We start from the raw sequence: 17,301 nt of genomic DNA on the forward strand, positions 1-17,301 counted from the left end.
ACGAGGACGGGAGGTTTTTGCCCGGCGAAGACGACGGATCCTTCATGAGCGATGCTGACGAGGGAAACCCGCGGGTCCGCGAGTACATGACCCACAACGTGGCCACGGTGTCACCGGACGACACGGTCGGGTCGGTGGCGGAACGCATCGACGAAAGCGAGGAACACAACGGGTTCCCCGTCACTGACCGCCGACGCGTAGAGGGGTTCATCAGCGCCCGCGACCTGCTGCTCGCCGACGACGACGAACCGATCTTCAAGGTGATGACGAACGACCTCATCGTTGCCCACCCTGAGATGAAGGTGACCGACGCCGCACGGGTCATCCTCCGGTCAGGCATCCAGAAGCTCCCGGTCGTCGACGACGCGGGCAATCTGGTCGGGATCATCAGCAACGCCGATGTCATTCGGAGCCAGATAGAGCGCGCGACTCCGGAGAAGGTGGGAAAGCTTCGGCGGACTCTGGAGAGCATTCACGACATCGACCTCCGCGAGGAGCGACGGGAGGTCGAACTCGACGACCTCACTCCGACACAGGGTCGCGTGTACGCCGACGAACTGGAAGGTCGGCGCTACGAACTCGAACGGGGGCTGGCGGAACCGCTGGTCGTCATCGACAGCGAGAGAGCGGCGTCGAACGACGACAGATCAGCGGAGAAGAAGCTTCTACTCGCCGACGGACATCACCGAGTACTCGCCGCCGACAGCCTCGAAATCGACGAGATGGACGCTTACGTCATCGTCGTCGACGAGGACGTGGAACTCGGGATGGAACGCACTGCCGACGAGGAGGGGTTAGAGCATCTAGAAGACGTCGAAGTCGTCGACTACGCCCGGCATCCGCTCGTCGAGACGACCGAGCGGTTACAGTAGCCGGGAAGCCCCGGATCAACTCCGCTCGGGCGGACACCGGCACTGTAGTGTGTCTCTCGCCCCGAACGTCCGAACAGTACACCGAGATGGTAGTTGGACTTCCCTGCATCGCCGATGCCTCCGGCTTGCACCTCCGAGAACGTCATTCTCGCCGGGATCCAGTTCGTCCGTCGTTTCTCGGTTACCGTCTGGACGATCGCGAGTCGTGTTTCGTTGCCGAGTGTCTCGAACGCGTCCGTCGGTGGCACTCTGTCATCCGACATTTCGAACCACTGCCAGCCCACCAGACAAATCCGTGAGCGAACGTGTTATATTTATTACCGAAGCGCCGTTCTGGAAAGGACTAACCCCGTCTCCCGATAAGGACGTAACGAATGCCGCCGAAAGCACGACCGGATACGAACACCGAGCAGATGACGGATGCTGACACAGACCCGACGATGGAGTCGGACACGGCAACGAGACTGACCGGTAGCGGGACCCCGGCTGTGGCCGTCGAAGGCCTGCGAAAGGCCTACGGCGACGGTGAGGACGCCGTTACCGCAGTCGACGACGTAAGCTTCTCAGTCGAACCGGGCACGGTTGTCGGCTTACTCGGCCCGAACGGAGCGGGGAAGACAACGACGATCAAGTCGCTGCTAGGGCTGATCGTTCCCACGGAAGGGTCGGCCCGCATCTGCGGCGTCGACGTCCACGACCGTCCGGCGGAGGCGTACCGCCACGTCGGCGCGATGCTCGAAGGGGCTCGAAACGTCTACTGGCGGTTGACCGTTCGGGAGAACCTGTGGTTTTACGCCGCGCTCGCCGGGCGTCGGCCGTCGGCGGTGCGCGAGCGTCACGACGAACTCCTGGAGCAGTTCGCCCTTACGGAGAAAGCCGACACGGCAGTACGCGAACTCTCTCGCGGCATGAAACAGAAGGTGTCGCTGGCGTGTACCCTCGCCCGGGACGGCGACGTGGTCTTTCTCGACGAACCGACGCTGGGACTGGACGTGGAGAGTTCACTCGAACTTCGGTCGGAGCTACGCACGCTGGCCGACGACGAGGGGATGACCGTGTTGCTGTCGAGTCACGATATGGACGTCATCGAGGCCGTCTGCGACCGCGTGATCATCATGAGCGAGGGGAGTATCGTCGCCGACGACACCGTCGAGGACCTGCTCGACCTCTTTCGAACGCAGGCCTACGAGATGCAGGTGTCGGGGACGCTGTCCGACGAGACGCGGACGCGACTCGAACGGGAGTTCGACGCCGACGGCTTCGACCGCCGCGGCGACCGGGAGCGGTTCGTCGCCGCAGTCACGGGCGACGAGTTCTACGCGTTGACGGACGCGCTTCGGGAGTCCGGCCACACGGTCGCGTCCGTCGACGCCGTCGACCCGGACTTAGAAGAGGTGTTCCTCCGGATAACCGAAAACGGGGGTGACGAGACGTGACGGAGACGGACGCCGCAGAGAGTGTCGACGTCGCCGGGCTGCCGACGCTGCTTGGCGCGGTGCTGTACAAGCGCGCGCTGTTGCTGGCGCGGTACCCGATCAACACTCTGGCCACGATAGTGACCGTCTACCTGTTTTTCGCGGTGATATTCTTCGGCGGCAAGGCCGCCGCCGAGAACGTGGGCGGGGGCGCTGGCGCGCTGGGCGGGACGTTCGACGGCCTCGTCGTCGGGTGGTTTCTCTGGACGATGTCGCTGGCAGCCTACTTCAGCCTGGGCCAGAGCATCACCAGCGAGTCACAGTGGGGGACGCTCGAACAACTGTTCATGTCGCCGTACGGGTTCGGCACCGTGATGGGTGCGAGCGTCGTGGCGTTCCTGCTGGAGAGTCTGCTGTGGGGTGCTATCATCCTCCCGCTGATGCTCCTGACGACCAACCGCGACCTGGCAGTGAACGTCCTCACCGTCGGCGGTATCAGCGTGTTCGCGCTGCTTTCGGTGATCGGTCTCGGATTCGTCTACGCGGGCGCTGCGATCCTGTACAAACGCGTCCAGAACATCTCGCAACTGATGCAGTTCGTCCTCATCGGTCTCATCTCGGCTCCGCTGGCGGAGACCCAGGCGCTCCGCGCGCTTCCGCTCGTTCAGGGGAGCGCGATGCTCCAGCGCGCCATGCAAGACGGGGACAAACTGTGGGAGTTCCCGGCCGCCGACATTGCGATACTCGTCGGGACGGGCGTGGGCTATCTCGCCGTGGGGTATTTCGTCTTCGACCGCGCCCAACGACTCGCGCGGCGCAGAGGCGTGATGGGCCACTACTGACACCAGCGGCCGTACTCTCTTGGAGCATATTGGACCTCCCGGGGCCGGGTTATTTTCCCGGTGTTCCAGTCGACAGTATAAGCGCCCCGCGACGGTATTTTCTCCCCCCTGGACGACCCACATCATTAATGACTGGGCCAGCAATATTTACGAGCATGTACGACGATGACGACCTCGCGTCGATCCGCGAGGCCAGGGAGGAATGGGAGTCCGACACACTCGACCCGGTACTGGACCGTTTCGGCGAGCGAAAGGACCGCTTCGCTACCGTGTCAAACCTGGACGTGGACCGCCTCTACACGCCCGAAGACGTCGCCGACACCGATTACGAAGAGGACCTCGGCTTCCCCGGCGAACCGCCCTTTACCCGCGGCGTCTACCCGACGATGTACCGCGGGCGGACGTGGACGATGCGGCAGTTCGCCGGGTTCGGCACCGCCGAGGAGACAAACGAGCGCTTCCACTACCTCACCGACGAGGGCCAGACCGGCCTTTCGACGGCCTTCGACATGCCGACGCTGATGGGCAAGGACTCGGACGACCCCCTCTCCGACGGCGAGGTCGGCAAGGAGGGCGTCGCCGTCGACACCCTCCGGGACATGGAGATCCTGTTCGACGGGATCGACCTCGGCGAAGTCTCCACGTCGTTCACCATCAACCCCAGCGCGCCCGTCATCTACGCGATGTACGTCGCGCTGGCGGACAAACAGGGCATTCCCCGCGAAGCGGTTCGCGGAACCCTCCAGAACGATATGCTGAAGGAGTTCATCGCACAGAAGGAATGGGTCGTCCCCCCGGAACCGAGTCTCGACGTCGTGACTGACACTATCGAGTTCGCCGTCGAAGAGACGCCGAAGTTCAAGCCGATCTCCATCTCGGGCTATCACATCCGCGAGGCCGGGTCGACCGCGATTCAGGAACTCGCCTTCACTCTCGCAGACGGGTTCGCCTACGTCGAGGACTGCCTCGACCGCGGCCTCGGCATCGACGAGTTCGCCCCTCAGCTCTCCTTTTTCTTCAACTCCCACAACGCCATCTTCGAGGAGGTTGCGAAGTTCCGCGCCGCCCGGCGGATCTACGCCACCGTCATGGAGGAGTGGTACGACGCCGAACGAACGGAGTCGAAGCAGTTGAAGTTCCACACGCAGACCGCCGGGCAGTCGCTGACGGCCCAACAGCCGCTGAACAACGTCGTCCGCGTCACCATTCAGGCGCTTGCGGGCGTTCTCGGCGGCACCCAGAGCCTTCACACGAACAGTTTCGACGAGGCGCTCGCCCTGCCCTCTGAAAAGGCGGTGCGAGTCGCGCTTCGCACCCAGCAGATCATCGCCGAGGAGAGCGGCGCGGCCGACATCGTCGACCCGCTCGGCGGTAGTTTCGCCGTCGAGAGCCTGACCGACGAAACCGAGGAGAAGACGATGGCCTACCTCGAAGAGATAAAGGAGATGGGCGACGGGTCGATGCGCGACGGCGTGCTCGCCGGCATCGAGAGCGGGTACTTCCACCGCGAGATCCAGGACGCATCCTACGAGTATCAGGAGCGCGTCGAGGCAGGCGACGAGACCGTCGTCGGCGTGAACGAGTATTCGATCGAGGAGGACACCCGTCCGGAGATCCTCAAAGTCGACGAGACGGTTCAGAAGCGCCAGCGCGACCGGCTGAACGAGGTCAAAGACGAACGCGACGACGAGGCGGTCGAGACCGCGCTGGCAGCGATCGACGACGCTATCGAGGGCGACGACAACGTGATGCCGCCGATCATCGAGGCCGTGAAGGCCTACGCTACGATGGGCGAGATCATGCGCGTCTTCGAGCGCCAGTACGGCTCTTATCAGGAGACGGCCAGCATCGCATAAGCCGGGCAGCCACACGCGATTCTCGGTACCCTCCCGCGGTTTCGATTACTGTTTTGGGAACATTTATCACCGGTTCTGTACGACGTACAAACGTCATGTCAGACGATACCACGGATAGTAACGGCGAGGTGGAACTGGAGGCTCGACTCGCCGAACAGGAGGAGTTCGAACCACCGGAATCGTTCGTCGAGCAGGCGAACGTCAGCGACGAGTCTATCTACGAGGAGTTCGAGGAGGACTGGCCGGACTGCTGGGAACGGGCCGCGGACCTGCTGGACTGGGACGAGGAGTACGACACCGTGCTAGACGACTCCGACGCCCCCTTCTACGAGTGGTTCAGCGACGGCACGCTGAACGCGTCGTACAACTGCATCGACCGCCACGTGGAAGCCGGTCGAAAGAATCAGGCGGCGATAAGGTGGGAAGGCGAACTCGGAGAGACGCGGACGTACACGTATCAGGACCTCTACCGCGAGGTCAACGAGTTCGCCGCGGCGCTGCGCGACCTCGGCGTCGAGGAGGACGACGTGGTGACGCTGTACATGCCGATGGTTCCGGAGTTACCTATCGCCATGCTCGCGTGCGCCCGCATCGGCGCTCCGCACAGCGTCGTGTTCGCCGGATTTTCGGCGGACGCGCTTGCGACCCGGATGAACAGCGCCGACTCCGAATTCCTGATCACCTGTGACGGCTACTATCGTCGCGGCGACGCGCTGAACCACAAGCAGAAGGCGGACGAAGGCCTTCGAGACGTCGACCACGAGGTCCAGACGGTCATCGTCGACCGACTCGGCGACGAGCTGACGCACTTCCTCGGTGACGACGCGTACGACTACGACGACCTTGTCGACGCACAGCAGGGCGAACGCGTCGACCCGGTCGAACGGGATGCGGAGGATATGCTGTTTCTCATGTACACCTCCGGGACCACCGGAGAGCCCAAAGGCGTCAAACACACGACCGGCGGCTACCTCTCGTACGTCGCCTGGACGAGCCACGCGGTACTTGACGTGAAACCCGAGGACACGTACTGGTGCGCTGCAGACATCGGGTGGATCACGGGCCACTCCTACATCGTCTACGGGCCGCTCGCGCTCGGGACGACGACGACGATGTACGAGGGGACGCCGGACTACCCGGACAAGGACCGACTCTGGGAACTCGTCGAGAAGTACGCCGTCGACACTCTTTACACGGCACCGACGGCGATCCGCGCGTTCATGAAATGGGGTGAGAAGTACCCAGAACGGCACGACCTCTCCAGTCTCCGACTGCTCGGGACGGTCGGTGAACCGATCAATCCGCGGGCGTGGAAGTGGTACTACAAACATATCGGTAGCGAGAACTGCCCCGTCGTGGACACGTGGTGGCAGACCGAAACCGGCGGCATGATGATCACCACGCTCCCCGGGGTCAACACCATGAAACCCGGCTCAGCCGGGCCGCCGCTGCCCGGTGTCGACGCCCGCGTAGTCGACGCCGAGGGCGACGAAGTCGAGGCGGGTGAAGCCGGCTATCTCACGGTGAACCGACCGTGGCCGGGGATGCTCCGCACGCTCTACCGGAACGACGACAGATTCGTCCAGGAGTACTGGACTGAGTACTCCGACGAGGATTCGGGCGAGTGGGTGTACTTCCCAGAGGACGGCGCAAAAATCGACGACGACGACTACATCACGGTGCTCGGCCGCGTCGACGACGTGCTCAACGTCTCGGGCCACCGTCTCGGCACGATGGAGATCGAATCGGCCATCGTGGGCGTTCCCGGCGTCGCCGAAGCGGCGGTCGTCGGCGGCGACCACGAGGTGAAAGGTGAAGCCGTCTACGCATACGTCATCACCGAAGACGGGTACGAGGAAAGCGAGGAGTTGCGTCAGAAGATAGTCGAGGGAGTCGAGGACGCCATCGGCCCGATCGCTCGGCCCGAGGAGGTCATCTTCACCCCGGAACTGCCGAAAACGCGGTCGGGGAAGATCATGCGGCGGCTGCTCGAAGATATCGCCAACGAGAACGACCTCGGCGACACCTCCACGCTTCGGAACCCCGGTGTCGTCGACGACATCCAGGCGAAAGTCCAGAGCGACTGAACACGCGCCGATGTCGGGCGCCGGAGGACCGAAACGGATTCATCCCGTCCCCTGAACACCGTCAGGCGTTCGGGTACTTCTTCGAGACGGCCGCCATCAGGAGCAATAGTACTCCGAGCAAGAGGCCGACGTTGACGGCCCCATACACCGCGAAGTTAAGCGGCGTTATCTCGAAGACGAACGGGCCGAACCCGGCCATTTCGGGGGCGTTTTCCTTGCCGGGAAGCACCAGGCCGACCAGCGCGCCGAACAGGGCGGCCAACGCGACGATGGTAGCGTAGATCACCAGTACCGCTCGGCGACCGCTGATGGCTCGGCTGGAAAGCGTCGACATGGCTGTGGCTAGGGCCGGTAACGGTTAGGCTTTTGCGCTCTCCGTCCGAACGATCGGTATGAGCGAGAAGGAACTCCTCGGGATCGTCCTCGGCAGTATCGCCGTACTGATGTTCGTGATGGGTATCGTGCTGGTACTCGGATAGCGCGGCAAAGCGACGGTCTGGCGTCGGCCTCACCGACCGTAGCTGAGATACGAGAACGCAAGGAAAGCAAGCGCCGCTCCACCGAAGAACCCTATCAACCCCCCGACCGGGGGCTTGATAGAAGACAGAAGCGTAGCGAGAAGGGCCCCGAATAACGCGCTCCCGATTACGAAGAAGAAGCCGGTCTGCCACTGTTCGACCAACTCCACGGCGTTCTTCTCGGTCATACACTATTTTAGAATATTCTCGTTGTTAAATGCACCCATCACTATCTAGAATATTCCTGATAGCCCTTCCACCACTACGCCTGAACGAGTGATACGATCTCACAAGAAAGGCCGGAGACAGCCGAGAAAACGACGAGAAACCGTCGAAGCTAGCTCTCGTCGCTTTCTGTCGGCTCACCGCCGTCCGCGAGCGGTTCTTCTTCCGCGCCGCCGTCGGTTGCGATGGTTGTGTCGAGTTTCCGCTCGAACCAGGCCCATTCGCGGCTTTTCATGTTGGTTTCGGCGAGGTTCCAGGGGTCGCCGTCCTCGACTTTCGGGCCATCGATCCAGGAACTGACCATGTTCCAGACCCAGATGATCTGGCCGATCAGTAGCAGGAACGCGCCGAGTGTTGCCGCCTGATGCATGGCAGTGATGACTTCGACCGGACCGACGGTGAGGCCGTCGTAGGTCGCGTACCGGCGCGTGAAGCCCGCGTAGCCCAGGATGATCATGGCGAAGAACGTCAGGTTGGTCCCGATCATCGAGAGCCAGAAGTGCCACTTCGCAAGCGTGCGCTGGTACATCCGTCCGGTGTACATCGGGTACCAGTAGTAGATGCCGGCGAACCCGGCGAAGGCGATAGCACCCATGACGACGTAGTGGAAGTGACCGACGACGTAGTAGGTGTCGTGAAGCACGAGGTCGACCGGGATAGCCGCGAGGAACACGCCGGTGACGCCGCCGATTATGAAGTTCGAGATGAAGCCGATACAGAACAGCATCGGCGTGTTCAGGCGTAGAGACCCGTTCCACAGCGTCGTGATCCAGTTGAACGTCTTGACTGCACTCGGTATCGCGATAGCCAGCGATACGGCCATGAAGCTAGCCCGAAGACGAGGGTCGATGCCCGTGGTGAACATGTGGTGGGCCCAGACGCCGAACGAGAGGACGCCGATGGCAAGCGTCGAGTAGACGACGAACTTGAACCCGAACAGTTTCCGTCCCGAGAACTTCGGCAGGACGTAGCTCACGATACCCATCGGCGGGAGGACGAGGATGTACACTTCGGGGTGACCGAAGAACCAGAACAGGTGCTGCCAGAGGATCGTCCCACCGCCCTCCGCGGCGAAAAACACCGTACTGAAGTTCCGGTCGAGTAGGAGCATGATGATGGCGCTGCCCAGAAGCGGGAACGCGAAGAGGATAAGCCCCGACTGGGTGAGGACCGTCCACGAGAAGATGTCGAGGTTGCTCCAGCCCACGTCCTCGCCGCGCTCACTGAAGATAGTCGCGATGAAGTTGATCGCACCCATCGTCGCGGAGACGCCGGTGAGATGCAGTCCGAGCAACATCAGGTCGACCGATGGGTTCGTCTGTTCGACCGATAGCGGTGGGTACATCGTCCAGGAAGTCGCCGCGCCCGTAGTCATCGCCTCGGTGAACGGCGCGACGAAAAAGCCCGCCCAGATGAGGATCGCGCCCGGAGGAAGTAGCCAGAACGCGATGGCGTTGATCCGGGGGAACGCCATGTCGTCGGCATCGATCAAAAGCGGAATGAAGTAGTTCGAGAACGCTGCGAGGATCGGCGTCCCGAACAGGAACAGCATCGTGATGCCGTGGCTCGTCAGTAGAGCGTTGTACACCTGGGTGTTGTTGAGCAGAGAGAGACTCGCAGTCGCGAGTTCTGCTCGCATCAGGACGGCGGCGAGACCGCCCCAGACGAACGCGATAAGCGCGTACGTCCCGTATAGAATTCCGATGTCTTTGTGGTCAACCGTCGTCAGCCAGCGGATTATCCCGGCCGGCTTCTCCTCGTGTACGTGTGCAGATTCGTCGCCGATAGCACCTCCAGCACCGCCTGCTAATGGGGTGTACGAGCGCCAGTCTTCGAGGCGCGTGAGCCACACTGCGACCCCGACGAGCAAGGCGCCCATCAGCACGGTTAGCGCTATCTGCCCTTCTATTGCCATGGGCAAATCTCAGGTTTGCAGGCTAAAGAAAGGGACGGTTCCGGCGGGCTGTTTGTCACGTACCATCAATACTCTCTCCCCGAACATGTCCGCAAAGATCGTGCTACCGGTAAACGATTAGGTACCGAACGGATGTGATTCGCCGGCAAAAAGGTCCCTGCTGTGGTACACGACCGACCGTCAGAACCCCGCGTTACTCGGCTTCGTCGGCGACTTCCTCCCGGGCCTTCTCGTCTTCCGCGATGAGCTTTCCGGAGTAGTAGGTCAGCGCAGTGAGCGCGACGAACATCGTACTGATAAGGCCGAACTGCAGGACCGAGTACGTCGAGTCCCAGCCGTACGGATTGAAAAGCGCGAAGGCCCCGACGAAAAACAGGAGGATCCCGAGAGGGATCACGTTGACGGTCAGGTCTAGGAGCGTCTCCCGGTCGAAGACGGTTGGTGACATGTATCCGCGGTTTCGGGTCCGTTCACAAATAGGTTGTCGGTTTCGGATGGGGCCGAACTGGATCGGCTCGGACGATCAGACCGAGTGACCAGCGTTAGCCGTCGTCCAGTACTTCCCGACGAGGGCACCGACCAGTGCGATGACTCCGGCAAACGCTATCGACAGGCCGCGGAGACCGATGCTTCCGCTCGTTCGCAGGCTCTCGGAGACGCTGTTCACCGCGAACGCGCCGCCGCTGTAGGCAAACAACGCGAGACCGATGGCGACCAGTGCGAGGGCGAACCCGGAGAGAAGCGGCCAGGGGCTTTCGACGTATCCGGCCTCTCGAACGATGCCGACGATGCTCCCGGTGAGCAGGAGCAAGCCGCCGACGGCCAACGGCGCGAGCGGCCAGATAATACCCACCTCGGCAATCGCCAGACCGAACGCGATGAGCATCGGCCAGGGGCTTGACATCCGATACTGGTCGCTCAGTCCTGGCTGCTCTTCCATGCCCGTCCATACGGGGTGACCGTATAGAAACCCCACGGAAACTCCTCGCTTTGTGCAAGACGGATCCCTTTAATCTCTGCGCAGCGTATCGTATGTTATGACCGAGGTACGAGTGGCCGGCGTAGGGTTGACCGAGTTCGGGGAGGAACCGAGTCGGACGGGTCGCGACCTCTTCGGCGCAGCCAGCACCGAAGCGTTCGCCGACGCGGACGTGCCGCGGGCGGACATCGAATCGGTCCGATACGGGAACTTCATGGGAGAACTCTCCGAACGCCAGGGTCACCAGGGGCCGCTGATGGCCGAAGCGGCGGGAGTGCGGGCACCGTCGACGCGCTACGAGAGTGCCTGTGCCTCCAGCGGTGCCGCACTCCGTTCCGCCGTCAAGGACATCCGGAACAATGAGGAGGACGTTATCCTCGTAGGCGGTGCGGAGCGGATGACCAATCTCGGCACGGCCGGCGCGACGGAGGCGCTCGCCATCGCCGCGGACGAACTGTGGGAGGTCCGCTCGGGGATGACGTTCCCCGGAGCGTACGCCCTCATGGCGAAAGCGTACTTCGACGAGTACGGAGGGGACCGGACGGACCTGGCTCACGTCGCCGTGAAAAACCACGACCACGCGATGGGTAACGAACACGCGCAGTATCAGCGTCGGATCGACGTCTCCGACGTGTTAGAGGCACCGCCCGTTTCCGAGCCGCTCGGCCTCTACGACTCCTGTCCGATCAGCGACGGCGCGAGCGCGCTGGTGCTGGTCAGCGACGAGTACGCTGAGGAAAACGGCGTCGACGCGCCCGTCGCCATCACCGGGACGGGACAGGGTGGCGACGACATGGCGTTGCAGGACCGCAAGTATCTGGCGCGCACGCCGGCGTCCAACCGCGCCGCCGAGGAGGCGTACGCCGACGCGGGGATCGGCCCCGACGACGTCGATTTCGCGGAGGTCCACGACTGCTTCACCATCGCGGAAGTGCTCGCACTGGAGTCGCTCGGTTTCTACGAGGTGGGCGAGGGAATCGGTGCGGCCCGCCGCGGGGAGACGACCGCCGAAGGCGACGTTCCGGTTAACCTCTCGGGCGGCCTAAAGGCGAAGGGTCACCCCGTCGGCGCGACGGGAACGTCACAGGTGGCAGAGATCACCGAACTGCTACGGGGCGACCACGTCAACAGTGACGCCGTGGCCGACGCCGAGGTCGGACTGGCTCACAACGCGGGCGGCACGGTCGCGAGTTGCCTGGTTCACGTGATGGAGGTGGTCGCATGAGCGAACGAAGTGACCGAATGCGAGTACGCCGGAGCGCGACTCCGGAGGTGGTCGCATGAGCGACGAATCGTCGCACTCGGCCGGAACCGGGGTTCGCGACGATGGCTACGACGACCTGCTGGACGCGGTCGAGAACGGATCGGGATACTATCTGGAGTGTGCGAACGGTCACGGCTCCGTTCCGCCGCGGCGGGTCTGTCCCGACTGCGGCACCGACGACCTGACGGAGACGCCGTTGCCCGAGTCCGGCGAGATCGAAACGTACACCGTCACACACGTTGCGACGCCGTCGTTCAGCGAGGACACGCCGTACGTCACTGCCATCGCTCGGTTCGGAGCTGTACGTGTCACGGGACAGATCCGAAACATAGACCCGGACAACGTAGAAGAAGGCCTTCCAGTCGAACTGACGACCGCCCGGTCGGAGGCGGGGACGGAGCGGTTCCTCGGCTTCCGCCCGCGGTAGTCACAGGCACGGTTTTTTCGCCGGTTCGGAGTCGACGCTTCACTCGGGGTTCGCCAGCGGTAGCTCCGCCTCGACGGCGTCGAGGAACTGGTCCGGATGCTCGGCATGGGGTAGCAGACGGGCGTAGTCGATGACGACGAGGCGCGCGTCTGCATCTTCGGCGAGGTCCCGACCATCCGCGAGCGGCGTTATCTCGGCCTCTCGGCCCCAGACGAGCGTCACGGGGATATCGAGTTCAGCCAGTTCCGCACCGAGGTCCATCTCCGGGTCGAGGAAACCACTTATGAACGACGCCGGCGCATAGCGTGCGCCCGGCTGATGGGCGCTTTGCCACTGGTATTCGACCTCTTCCTCCGGGATCTTCGCTTCGTCGTAGTAGCCGTGGTCCGCGCTGAAGTAGCGGATCGAACGTTCGCTGGCGATGCCGTTGAACGCAGTGGTGCCGATCCCCGGCAGTCGGAGTAGCGACCGGAGCCACACCTTCCGGCCGGGCATCGACTCCGCGGTCGGACAGATCAACACGAGCCGCGAGATGTCGGTTTCGGCCGCGGCCCGGACGGCGTACGCGGCGGTCAACGACGAGGCGACACAGACCGCATCCTCGGTTACGTCCCCGGCGAAGTCGGTTAGGAACGATTCGTAAAGTGAGGCCGAGTACAGCAGTGGCGGCCGACTCGACAGGCCGAACCCGGGAAGGTCGGGCGCGATAACGTGATAGTTCTCGGCGAACCGCTCGAACACCGCTTCGAACTCCCTGCTCGTCCCCGCCGCGTTGACGCCGTGAAGCAGTAGCAGGTCGGGGTCCTCGGGGTCGCCACCCTCGGTGTAGGCGATGTCCATTCCGCGCCAGCGATACGTTCCCTGATCGCCCGCGAGCGGTGGGTCGAGCGGGTCAGCGCGTCGCGTAAGCGCCTCGTTCACGAGAGCCGTCACGCCGAGACCGCCCGCAGCGGCGGCGGCGAGGTTCCGGAGTTTCATACACTGACATACTTCGGCCAGCGACTTAAGCGGGGTCGTCCTACCGGTCCGACAGACATTCTTCGATAGGCTCGACCACCTCGTCCGCGATAGCGTACGGGTCCGTCTCGCCCGCGTGGACGGCTTCGACCAGCGCCTCGATCCCACCGTGACGGTCGAGTTCGCGTTCCAGCAGACCGCTCGCGTCCTCGCGAAGCAACAGCCGTATCTCCTCCGCAGTCCGTGTGCGGGCTTTCTCGTCGAGGCGACCGCTTGCCTCCATGTACTCGCGATGGGCGGCGAACGTGTCGATCAGTTCGTCGATCCCGGTTCCGTCAGTGGCGACCGTCTCGACGATGCTAGGTGTCCAGTTCCCCGCCTCACCGTCAGCGGCCGCCGCTTCGCTAACTGCGCTCGCGGTTCCCGCGTCGGTACCGCCCGAGGCGTCGGCATCGCCCAGAGCGTGGTGGTCCGGGCCGTGATGGCCGCCGGAGACGCCGGTGTCGCCGCGTAACTGGATCATCTCTTTCAGTTCCTGTACCGTTCGGTCGGCCCCCGGAAGATCCGACTTGTTGACCACGAACACGTCGCCGATTTCGAGAATTCCCGCTTTTAGGGTCTGGACTTCGTCGCCGCTGTCCGGCGGGACGAGGACGGCGACGGTGTCCGCCGTCCGGACGATATCTATCTCGTTTTGCCCCGCGCCGACCGTCTCGACGATGATCTTGTCCTTTCCGAACGCGTCGAGCGCCTTGACCGCGTCCGCCGTCGCCGTCGAGATACCGCCGAGGTTGCCGCGCGCGCTCATCGACCGGAAAAACACCTCCATGTCGCCCACGTTCGACGCCATCCGGATGCGGTCGCCGAGCACTGCGCCCCCGGTGTACGGCGACGACGGGTCGACGGCGATGACGCCGACCGTCTCGCCGCGGTCGCGGTACGTGTTCGTGAGTTTGTCGACGAGCGTTGATTTGCCCGCGCCGGGGCTGCCGGTGATCCCGATCACCTCCGCGTTCCCCGTGTGTTCGTACAGCGCCGACACCAGGTCGCGGTAGCCAGGTTCGCGGTTCTCTATCGTCGTGATCGTCCTGGCGAGCGCTCGCTGTTTCCCGCCGAGGAGTTCGTCGACGAGGGTTTCGACGTCCACGGTCATCGTTCCGGCACGTTCTCGCGGACGAACTCGATGGTCTCTTCCATCTTGGTTCCGGGACCGAACACCTCCGCGACCCCCATCTGTTTGAGGTCCTCTTTGTCCTCGTCGGGGATCACGCCGCCGACGAGAACGAGCGTGTCATCGAACGCGTCGTACTCCTTCAGGCCGTCGATGACCTTGGGGATAAGCGTGTTGTGCGCGCCCGAGAGGATGGAGATGCCGATAACGTCGACGTCTTCCTGGACGGCCGCCTGGACTATCTCGTCGGGTGCCTTGTGGAGCCCCGAGTAGATGACTTCGAACCCGGCGTCGCGGAACGCCCGCGCGATGACGTGGGCACCTCGGTCGTGGCCGTCCAGACCGACTTTGGCGACGAGACATCGAATTGACCGCTGCGTCTGGTCGACGCTCATGACCGGTGGTTCGACGCCCGACAGTTTGATTCTAACGGAAGTTTCTGAGAAATGTTCCCCGATATCGGGCGTTGCTCGAACGGTCGAACGCGGGAATCGAGATGATCTGTTACTTCAAACGTCCGTTTCGGCGAAGAAAGTCAATTATCTAACTACTAACCGAACGTGGACAACGGCTAACGTTATCAGCGGGAGGTTGCAGATAGTAGTATGGCTTTGAACGGTGCGGAGAAGACTTCGGCATTCGGACGCTGGGGCCGTCCCGTAAGTCGTTCACCGGCAGGGGGGTTCTAACCGTGTTAGAAACCCCTATGACAGTAAGAAACGCACTGCACACGAGCGTGAGAGATATCCCGGGCGAACGGACGATGGACGAGCTATTCGACGTGCTGTCACACCGCTACCGCCGGCACGCTCTCGTTGCGCTCCGGAACCGCGATGGGCCGACCGCACTCGCGGATTTGGCAGTCGACGTAGCCGAACGGGAGATGGACGAACCGTCGGACGACGGTCTGAAGGAACTCGCCCGCGAGATAGAGATCTCGCTCTATCACGTCCACGTCCCCAAACTCGCAGACGCGGAGTTCGTGGAGTTCGACCGCGACAGAAACACTGTCCGCATCCACGACGGGACGACTCAGTCCGTCTGAGGTATCGCGTACGCCCCGACGGCGAAACTGGCGATAGCGAGCGCAGCCAGGATAGCCAGGTCGACGGCCGGCGAACGGCCGTAGTACGTCGCCGCTCGAACTCCCCGGGAGAAGTACGTCAACGGCAGAAGATCGACGAGCGGCAACACGTACTCCGGGAGCAGGTCGGGCGTGACGAACGTCTCCGCGAGAAACAGCATCGGCAAGGCGATCGAGTTGCTCGCGGCGATGACGCCGTCCTGCGAGTCCGCGATCCGACCGAGCGCCGCCCCGATACCGCAAAACAGCGTCACGCCGAACACGAGCAACGGGACGAGCCAGAGCGAGAACCCGAACTGAGCGTCCGTGATGAGTAGTATGAGCGCCAGCAACAGAACGCTGGCGACGCCGATGATACCCACGTTGACGAGCGTGTGCGCCGCCAGCCACTCTGCGCGCGAGAGCGGCGTGGTCGCGAGTTTCTCGAACCGGTTCCCCTCGCGGTGTCGCGCGACCGTGCTTCCCACCCGGGAAAGCGGCGTGAAAAGCACCACGACAGCGAGGTACCCCGGAACGTAGTAGCCAGCGGGCTCCGTGAACAGGCCGGTTCCCGTGGGATCCGTCCGCACCAACGCTCCGAAGATGACGATGAGGATCACCGGGAAGAAGAAGGTGAAAAAGACTGCAGTCCGCCGCCGGACGAACGAACGCCACGCCGCACCGGCCTCGGCGTTGATGCGCGTCGCGGTTCCCATCAGCGTTCACCTCCGGCGACTGCGGCCGCTGGCGCGCGGGCGTCTCGGCCGTCAGTCAATTCGAGATACACGTCCTCCAAATCGGGTTCAGTCCAGGTTAGCTCGGAGTAGGCGACGCCGGCCGACTCCAGAGCGCCGACGATGTCGCCGATGTCGTCGGGTTCGACGCCGAAAACGACGAGTTCGTCGTCGTCGGTCCGCGCGGCGTAGTCGAGTTCGGAGAGCACGCCCGCCGCAGTGTCTGCAGCAGTCGCGTCACTTCCGTCAGTACCGGCATCGGTCTCGACGACGAGGCGGCGCTCGCCGCCGTGGTCGCGGACGAGAGCCGACGGACTGCCGACCGCCTCCAGTCGACCGTCCGCGAGGAACCCAACCCTGTCCGCGACGCGTTCGGCCTCGGCCATGTCGTGCGTCGTGAGAAACACCGTCGCGCCGCCGTCGGCGAGGTCGTTGATCCGCTCCTGAACGGTTCGCCGTCCCGCGGGATCGATACCGGTGGTCGGTTCGTCGAGAAAGAGAACGTCGGGGTCGTTAACCAGCGTCGCGCCGAGACAGGTCCGGCGCTGCTGTCCGCCGCTCAGGTTCTCGTACCGGGTCTCCGCCGCGGCCGCCACGCCGACCGTCGACAGCACGTCGTCGGGGTCGCGCGACCGGTCGTAGAGGCCCGCGTAGTACGTGACGAGTTCCCGGGCGGTGAGTCGCGCCGGGGGCGCGAAGGACTGGGGGAGTACGCCGAGTCGGGACTCGTCGACCGCCGCCGGGCTCTCGCCGAACACGGTGACGTTGCCCGCAGTCGGCGCGGTCGTTCCGGTCAGCGCCCTGACCAGCGTTGTCTTCCCCGCACCGTTGGGACCGACGAGAGCGAACACTTCGCCCTCCGCGACGGAGAGCGAAACGCCGTCGAGTGCGACGGTTTCGTCGTAACGTTTCTCGACGTTCTCGGCGACGAGCGCGTCCATACGAGGAGACAGTCCGGTCCCGGAGGTAAGCCGTT

General features: G+C 63.5%; 19 protein-coding genes. 8 read left to right on the forward strand and 11 right to left on the reverse strand.

From position 1 onward, the window contains the following. Positions 1–44 precede the first annotated feature (44 nt). On the forward strand, positions 45–872 hold the full coding sequence (locus EYW42_RS12220) for a CBS domain-containing protein (protein ID WP_135535572.1): 828 nt from the start codon (positions 45–47) through the stop codon (positions 870–872). Here the strand turns inward: EYW42_RS12220 and EYW42_RS12225 are convergent. Beyond that, entirely contained in the window at positions 827–1,135 is a 309-nt protein-coding gene (locus tag EYW42_RS12225) for a DUF7347 domain-containing protein (RefSeq protein WP_135535573.1), read from the reverse strand. The two genes, EYW42_RS12220 and EYW42_RS12225, sit on opposite strands and share 46 nt — an antisense overlap. Before the next feature lie 150 nt (positions 1,136–1,285). On the opposite strand from EYW42_RS12225, the gene EYW42_RS12230 reads away from it, so the two are divergent. The 4 genes from EYW42_RS12230 (at position 1,286) to acs (ending at position 7,072) form a co-directional block, all read left to right on the forward strand. After that, entirely contained in the window at positions 1,286–2,308 is a 1,023-nt protein-coding gene (locus EYW42_RS12230) for an ABC transporter ATP-binding protein (protein ID WP_135535626.1), read from the forward strand. Next, positions 2,305–3,129, forward strand: a complete 825-nt coding sequence (locus EYW42_RS12235) for an ABC transporter permease (protein ID WP_135535574.1) — start codon at positions 2,305–2,307, stop codon at positions 3,127–3,129. The genes EYW42_RS12230 and EYW42_RS12235 overlap by 4 nt, the downstream gene beginning before the upstream one ends. Before the next feature lie 155 nt (positions 3,130–3,284). Further along, positions 3,285–4,985 carry a methylmalonyl-CoA mutase family protein gene (locus tag EYW42_RS12240; RefSeq protein WP_135535575.1) on the forward strand — a complete coding sequence of 567 codons (1,701 nt, stop codon included), beginning with the start codon at positions 3,285–3,287 and terminating at the stop codon, positions 4,983–4,985. Positions 4,986–5,080: 95 nt separating this feature from the next. Continuing rightward, positions 5,081–7,072 carry an acetate--CoA ligase gene (acs, locus tag EYW42_RS12245; protein WP_135535576.1) on the forward strand — a complete coding sequence of 664 codons (1,992 nt, stop codon included), beginning with the start codon at positions 5,081–5,083 and terminating at the stop codon, positions 7,070–7,072. Between the two features lie 61 nt (positions 7,073–7,133). Here the strand turns inward: acs and EYW42_RS12250 are convergent, their stop codons facing one another. The 5 genes from EYW42_RS12250 to EYW42_RS12270 all read right to left on the reverse strand — a co-directional run bounded on the left by EYW42_RS12250 (position 7,134) and on the right by EYW42_RS12270 (position 10,670). Then, the gene (locus EYW42_RS12250) at positions 7,134–7,406 is read right to left on the reverse strand and encodes a DUF7520 family protein (protein ID WP_135535577.1); all 273 of its coding nucleotides are present in this window, start codon (positions 7,404–7,406) and stop codon (positions 7,134–7,136) included. Positions 7,407–7,580: 174 nt separating this feature from the next. Next, entirely contained in the window at positions 7,581–7,778 is a 198-nt protein-coding gene (locus EYW42_RS12255) for a hypothetical protein (protein ID WP_135535578.1), read from the reverse strand. A gap of 149 nt (positions 7,779–7,927) precedes the next feature. Then, complete coding sequence (locus tag EYW42_RS12260) at positions 7,928–9,730, reverse strand: cbb3-type cytochrome c oxidase subunit I (protein ID WP_135535579.1); 1,803 nt, start codon at positions 9,728–9,730, stop codon at positions 7,928–7,930. A gap of 193 nt (positions 9,731–9,923) precedes the next feature. After that, positions 9,924–10,178 carry a DUF6684 family protein gene (locus EYW42_RS12265; protein ID WP_135535580.1) on the reverse strand — a complete coding sequence of 85 codons (255 nt, stop codon included), beginning with the start codon at positions 10,176–10,178 and terminating at the stop codon, positions 9,924–9,926. A 75-nt stretch (positions 10,179–10,253) separates the two neighbouring features. Next, a complete protein-coding gene (locus tag EYW42_RS12270; protein WP_135535581.1) occupies positions 10,254–10,670 on the reverse strand; it encodes a DUF7541 family protein in 417 nt (138 codons plus the stop codon). A 97-nt stretch (positions 10,671–10,767) separates the two neighbouring features. Between EYW42_RS12270 and EYW42_RS12275 the strand changes: the two genes are divergently transcribed. Together EYW42_RS12275 and EYW42_RS12280 are read left to right on the forward strand one after the other, a co-directional pair. Continuing rightward, positions 10,768–11,934 (forward strand): thiolase C-terminal domain-containing protein, encoded by a 1,167-nt coding sequence (locus EYW42_RS12275; RefSeq protein WP_135535582.1) that lies wholly within the window; start codon positions 10,768–10,770, stop codon positions 11,932–11,934. Between the two features lie 55 nt (positions 11,935–11,989). Then, positions 11,990–12,400: a Zn-ribbon domain-containing OB-fold protein gene (locus tag EYW42_RS12280; protein WP_135535583.1), complete on the forward strand. Its 411-nt coding sequence runs from the start codon at positions 11,990–11,992 to the stop codon at positions 12,398–12,400. A gap of 39 nt (positions 12,401–12,439) precedes the next feature. On the opposite strand, the gene EYW42_RS12285 is transcribed toward EYW42_RS12280, so the two are convergent. Genes EYW42_RS12285 through EYW42_RS12295 form a run of 3 tightly spaced genes read right to left on the reverse strand, consistent with a single transcriptional unit; the run spans position 12,440 to position 14,923 of the window. Beyond that, positions 12,440–13,378 (reverse strand): alpha/beta fold hydrolase, encoded by a 939-nt coding sequence (locus tag EYW42_RS12285; RefSeq protein WP_135535584.1) that lies wholly within the window; start codon positions 13,376–13,378, stop codon positions 12,440–12,442. A gap of 40 nt (positions 13,379–13,418) precedes the next feature. Then, positions 13,419–14,510 carry a methylmalonyl Co-A mutase-associated GTPase MeaB gene (gene meaB / locus EYW42_RS12290; protein ID WP_135535585.1) on the reverse strand — a complete coding sequence of 364 codons (1,092 nt, stop codon included), beginning with the start codon at positions 14,508–14,510 and terminating at the stop codon, positions 13,419–13,421. Then, positions 14,507–14,923, reverse strand: a complete 417-nt coding sequence (locus EYW42_RS12295) for a cobalamin B12-binding domain-containing protein (RefSeq protein WP_135535586.1) — start codon at positions 14,921–14,923, stop codon at positions 14,507–14,509. Before EYW42_RS12295 ends, meaB begins: the two co-directional genes overlap by 4 nt. Positions 14,924–15,264: 341 nt before the next feature. Here EYW42_RS12295 and EYW42_RS12300 point away from each other — a divergent pair, with 341 nt between their 5' ends. Further along, on the forward strand, positions 15,265–15,573 hold the full coding sequence (locus EYW42_RS12300; RefSeq protein ID WP_135535587.1) for a DUF7344 domain-containing protein: 309 nt from the start codon (positions 15,265–15,267) through the stop codon (positions 15,571–15,573). Here EYW42_RS12300 and EYW42_RS12305 read toward each other — a convergent pair. Further along, complete coding sequence (locus EYW42_RS12305; RefSeq protein WP_135535588.1) at positions 15,561–16,307, reverse strand: ABC transporter permease; 747 nt, start codon at positions 16,305–16,307, stop codon at positions 15,561–15,563. The two genes, EYW42_RS12300 and EYW42_RS12305, sit on opposite strands and share 13 nt — an antisense overlap. Beyond that, positions 16,307–17,266: an ABC transporter ATP-binding protein gene (locus EYW42_RS12310; protein WP_135535589.1), complete on the reverse strand. Its 960-nt coding sequence runs from the start codon at positions 17,264–17,266 to the stop codon at positions 16,307–16,309. Before EYW42_RS12310 ends, EYW42_RS12305 begins: the two co-directional genes overlap by 1 nt. Between the last annotated feature and the right edge of the window lie 35 nt (positions 17,267–17,301).

The organism is Halostella pelagica, assembly GCF_004762015.1.
Classification (GTDB): domain Archaea; phylum Halobacteriota; class Halobacteria; order Halobacteriales; family Natronoarchaeaceae; genus Halostella; species Halostella pelagica.

Excerpts from the sequence above, each read along its gene's own strand:
- EYW42_RS12280 (WP_135535583.1), top strand. The coding sequence starts at position 11,990 with ATGAGCGACGAATCGTCGCACTCGGCCGGAACCGGGGTTCGCGACGAT.
- EYW42_RS12255 (WP_135535578.1), bottom strand. The coding sequence starts at position 7,778 with ATGACCGAGAAGAACGCCGTGGAGTTGGTCGAACAGTGGCAGACCGGC.
- EYW42_RS12310 (WP_135535589.1), bottom strand. The coding sequence starts at position 17,266 with ATGGACGCGCTCGTCGCCGAGAACGTCGAGAAACGTTACGACGAAACC.
- EYW42_RS12230 (WP_135535626.1), top strand. The coding sequence starts at position 1,286 with ATGACGGATGCTGACACAGACCCGACGATGGAGTCGGACACGGCAACG.
- EYW42_RS12275 (WP_135535582.1), top strand. The coding sequence starts at position 10,768 with ATGACCGAGGTACGAGTGGCCGGCGTAGGGTTGACCGAGTTCGGGGAG.
- EYW42_RS12270 (WP_135535581.1), bottom strand. The coding sequence starts at position 10,670 with ATGGAAGAGCAGCCAGGACTGAGCGACCAGTATCGGATGTCAAGCCCC.
- EYW42_RS12295 (WP_135535586.1), bottom strand. The coding sequence starts at position 14,923 with ATGAGCGTCGACCAGACGCAGCGGTCAATTCGATGTCTCGTCGCCAAA.
- EYW42_RS12260 (WP_135535579.1), bottom strand. The coding sequence starts at position 9,730 with ATGGCAATAGAAGGGCAGATAGCGCTAACCGTGCTGATGGGCGCCTTG.
- EYW42_RS12265 (WP_135535580.1), bottom strand. The coding sequence starts at position 10,178 with ATGTCACCAACCGTCTTCGACCGGGAGACGCTCCTAGACCTGACCGTC.
- EYW42_RS12225 (WP_135535573.1), bottom strand. The coding sequence starts at position 1,135 with ATGTCGGATGACAGAGTGCCACCGACGGACGCGTTCGAGACACTCGGC.
- EYW42_RS12250 (WP_135535577.1), bottom strand. The coding sequence starts at position 7,406 with ATGTCGACGCTTTCCAGCCGAGCCATCAGCGGTCGCCGAGCGGTACTG.
- EYW42_RS12240 (WP_135535575.1), top strand. The coding sequence starts at position 3,285 with ATGTACGACGATGACGACCTCGCGTCGATCCGCGAGGCCAGGGAGGAA.
- EYW42_RS12305 (WP_135535588.1), bottom strand. The coding sequence starts at position 16,307 with ATGGGAACCGCGACGCGCATCAACGCCGAGGCCGGTGCGGCGTGGCGT.
- acs (WP_135535576.1), top strand. The coding sequence starts at position 5,081 with ATGTCAGACGATACCACGGATAGTAACGGCGAGGTGGAACTGGAGGCT.
- EYW42_RS12220 (WP_135535572.1), top strand. The coding sequence starts at position 45 with ATGAGCGATGCTGACGAGGGAAACCCGCGGGTCCGCGAGTACATGACC.
- meaB (WP_135535585.1), bottom strand. The coding sequence starts at position 14,510 with ATGACCGTGGACGTCGAAACCCTCGTCGACGAACTCCTCGGCGGGAAA.
- EYW42_RS12285 (WP_135535584.1), bottom strand. The coding sequence starts at position 13,378 with ATGAAACTCCGGAACCTCGCCGCCGCCGCTGCGGGCGGTCTCGGCGTG.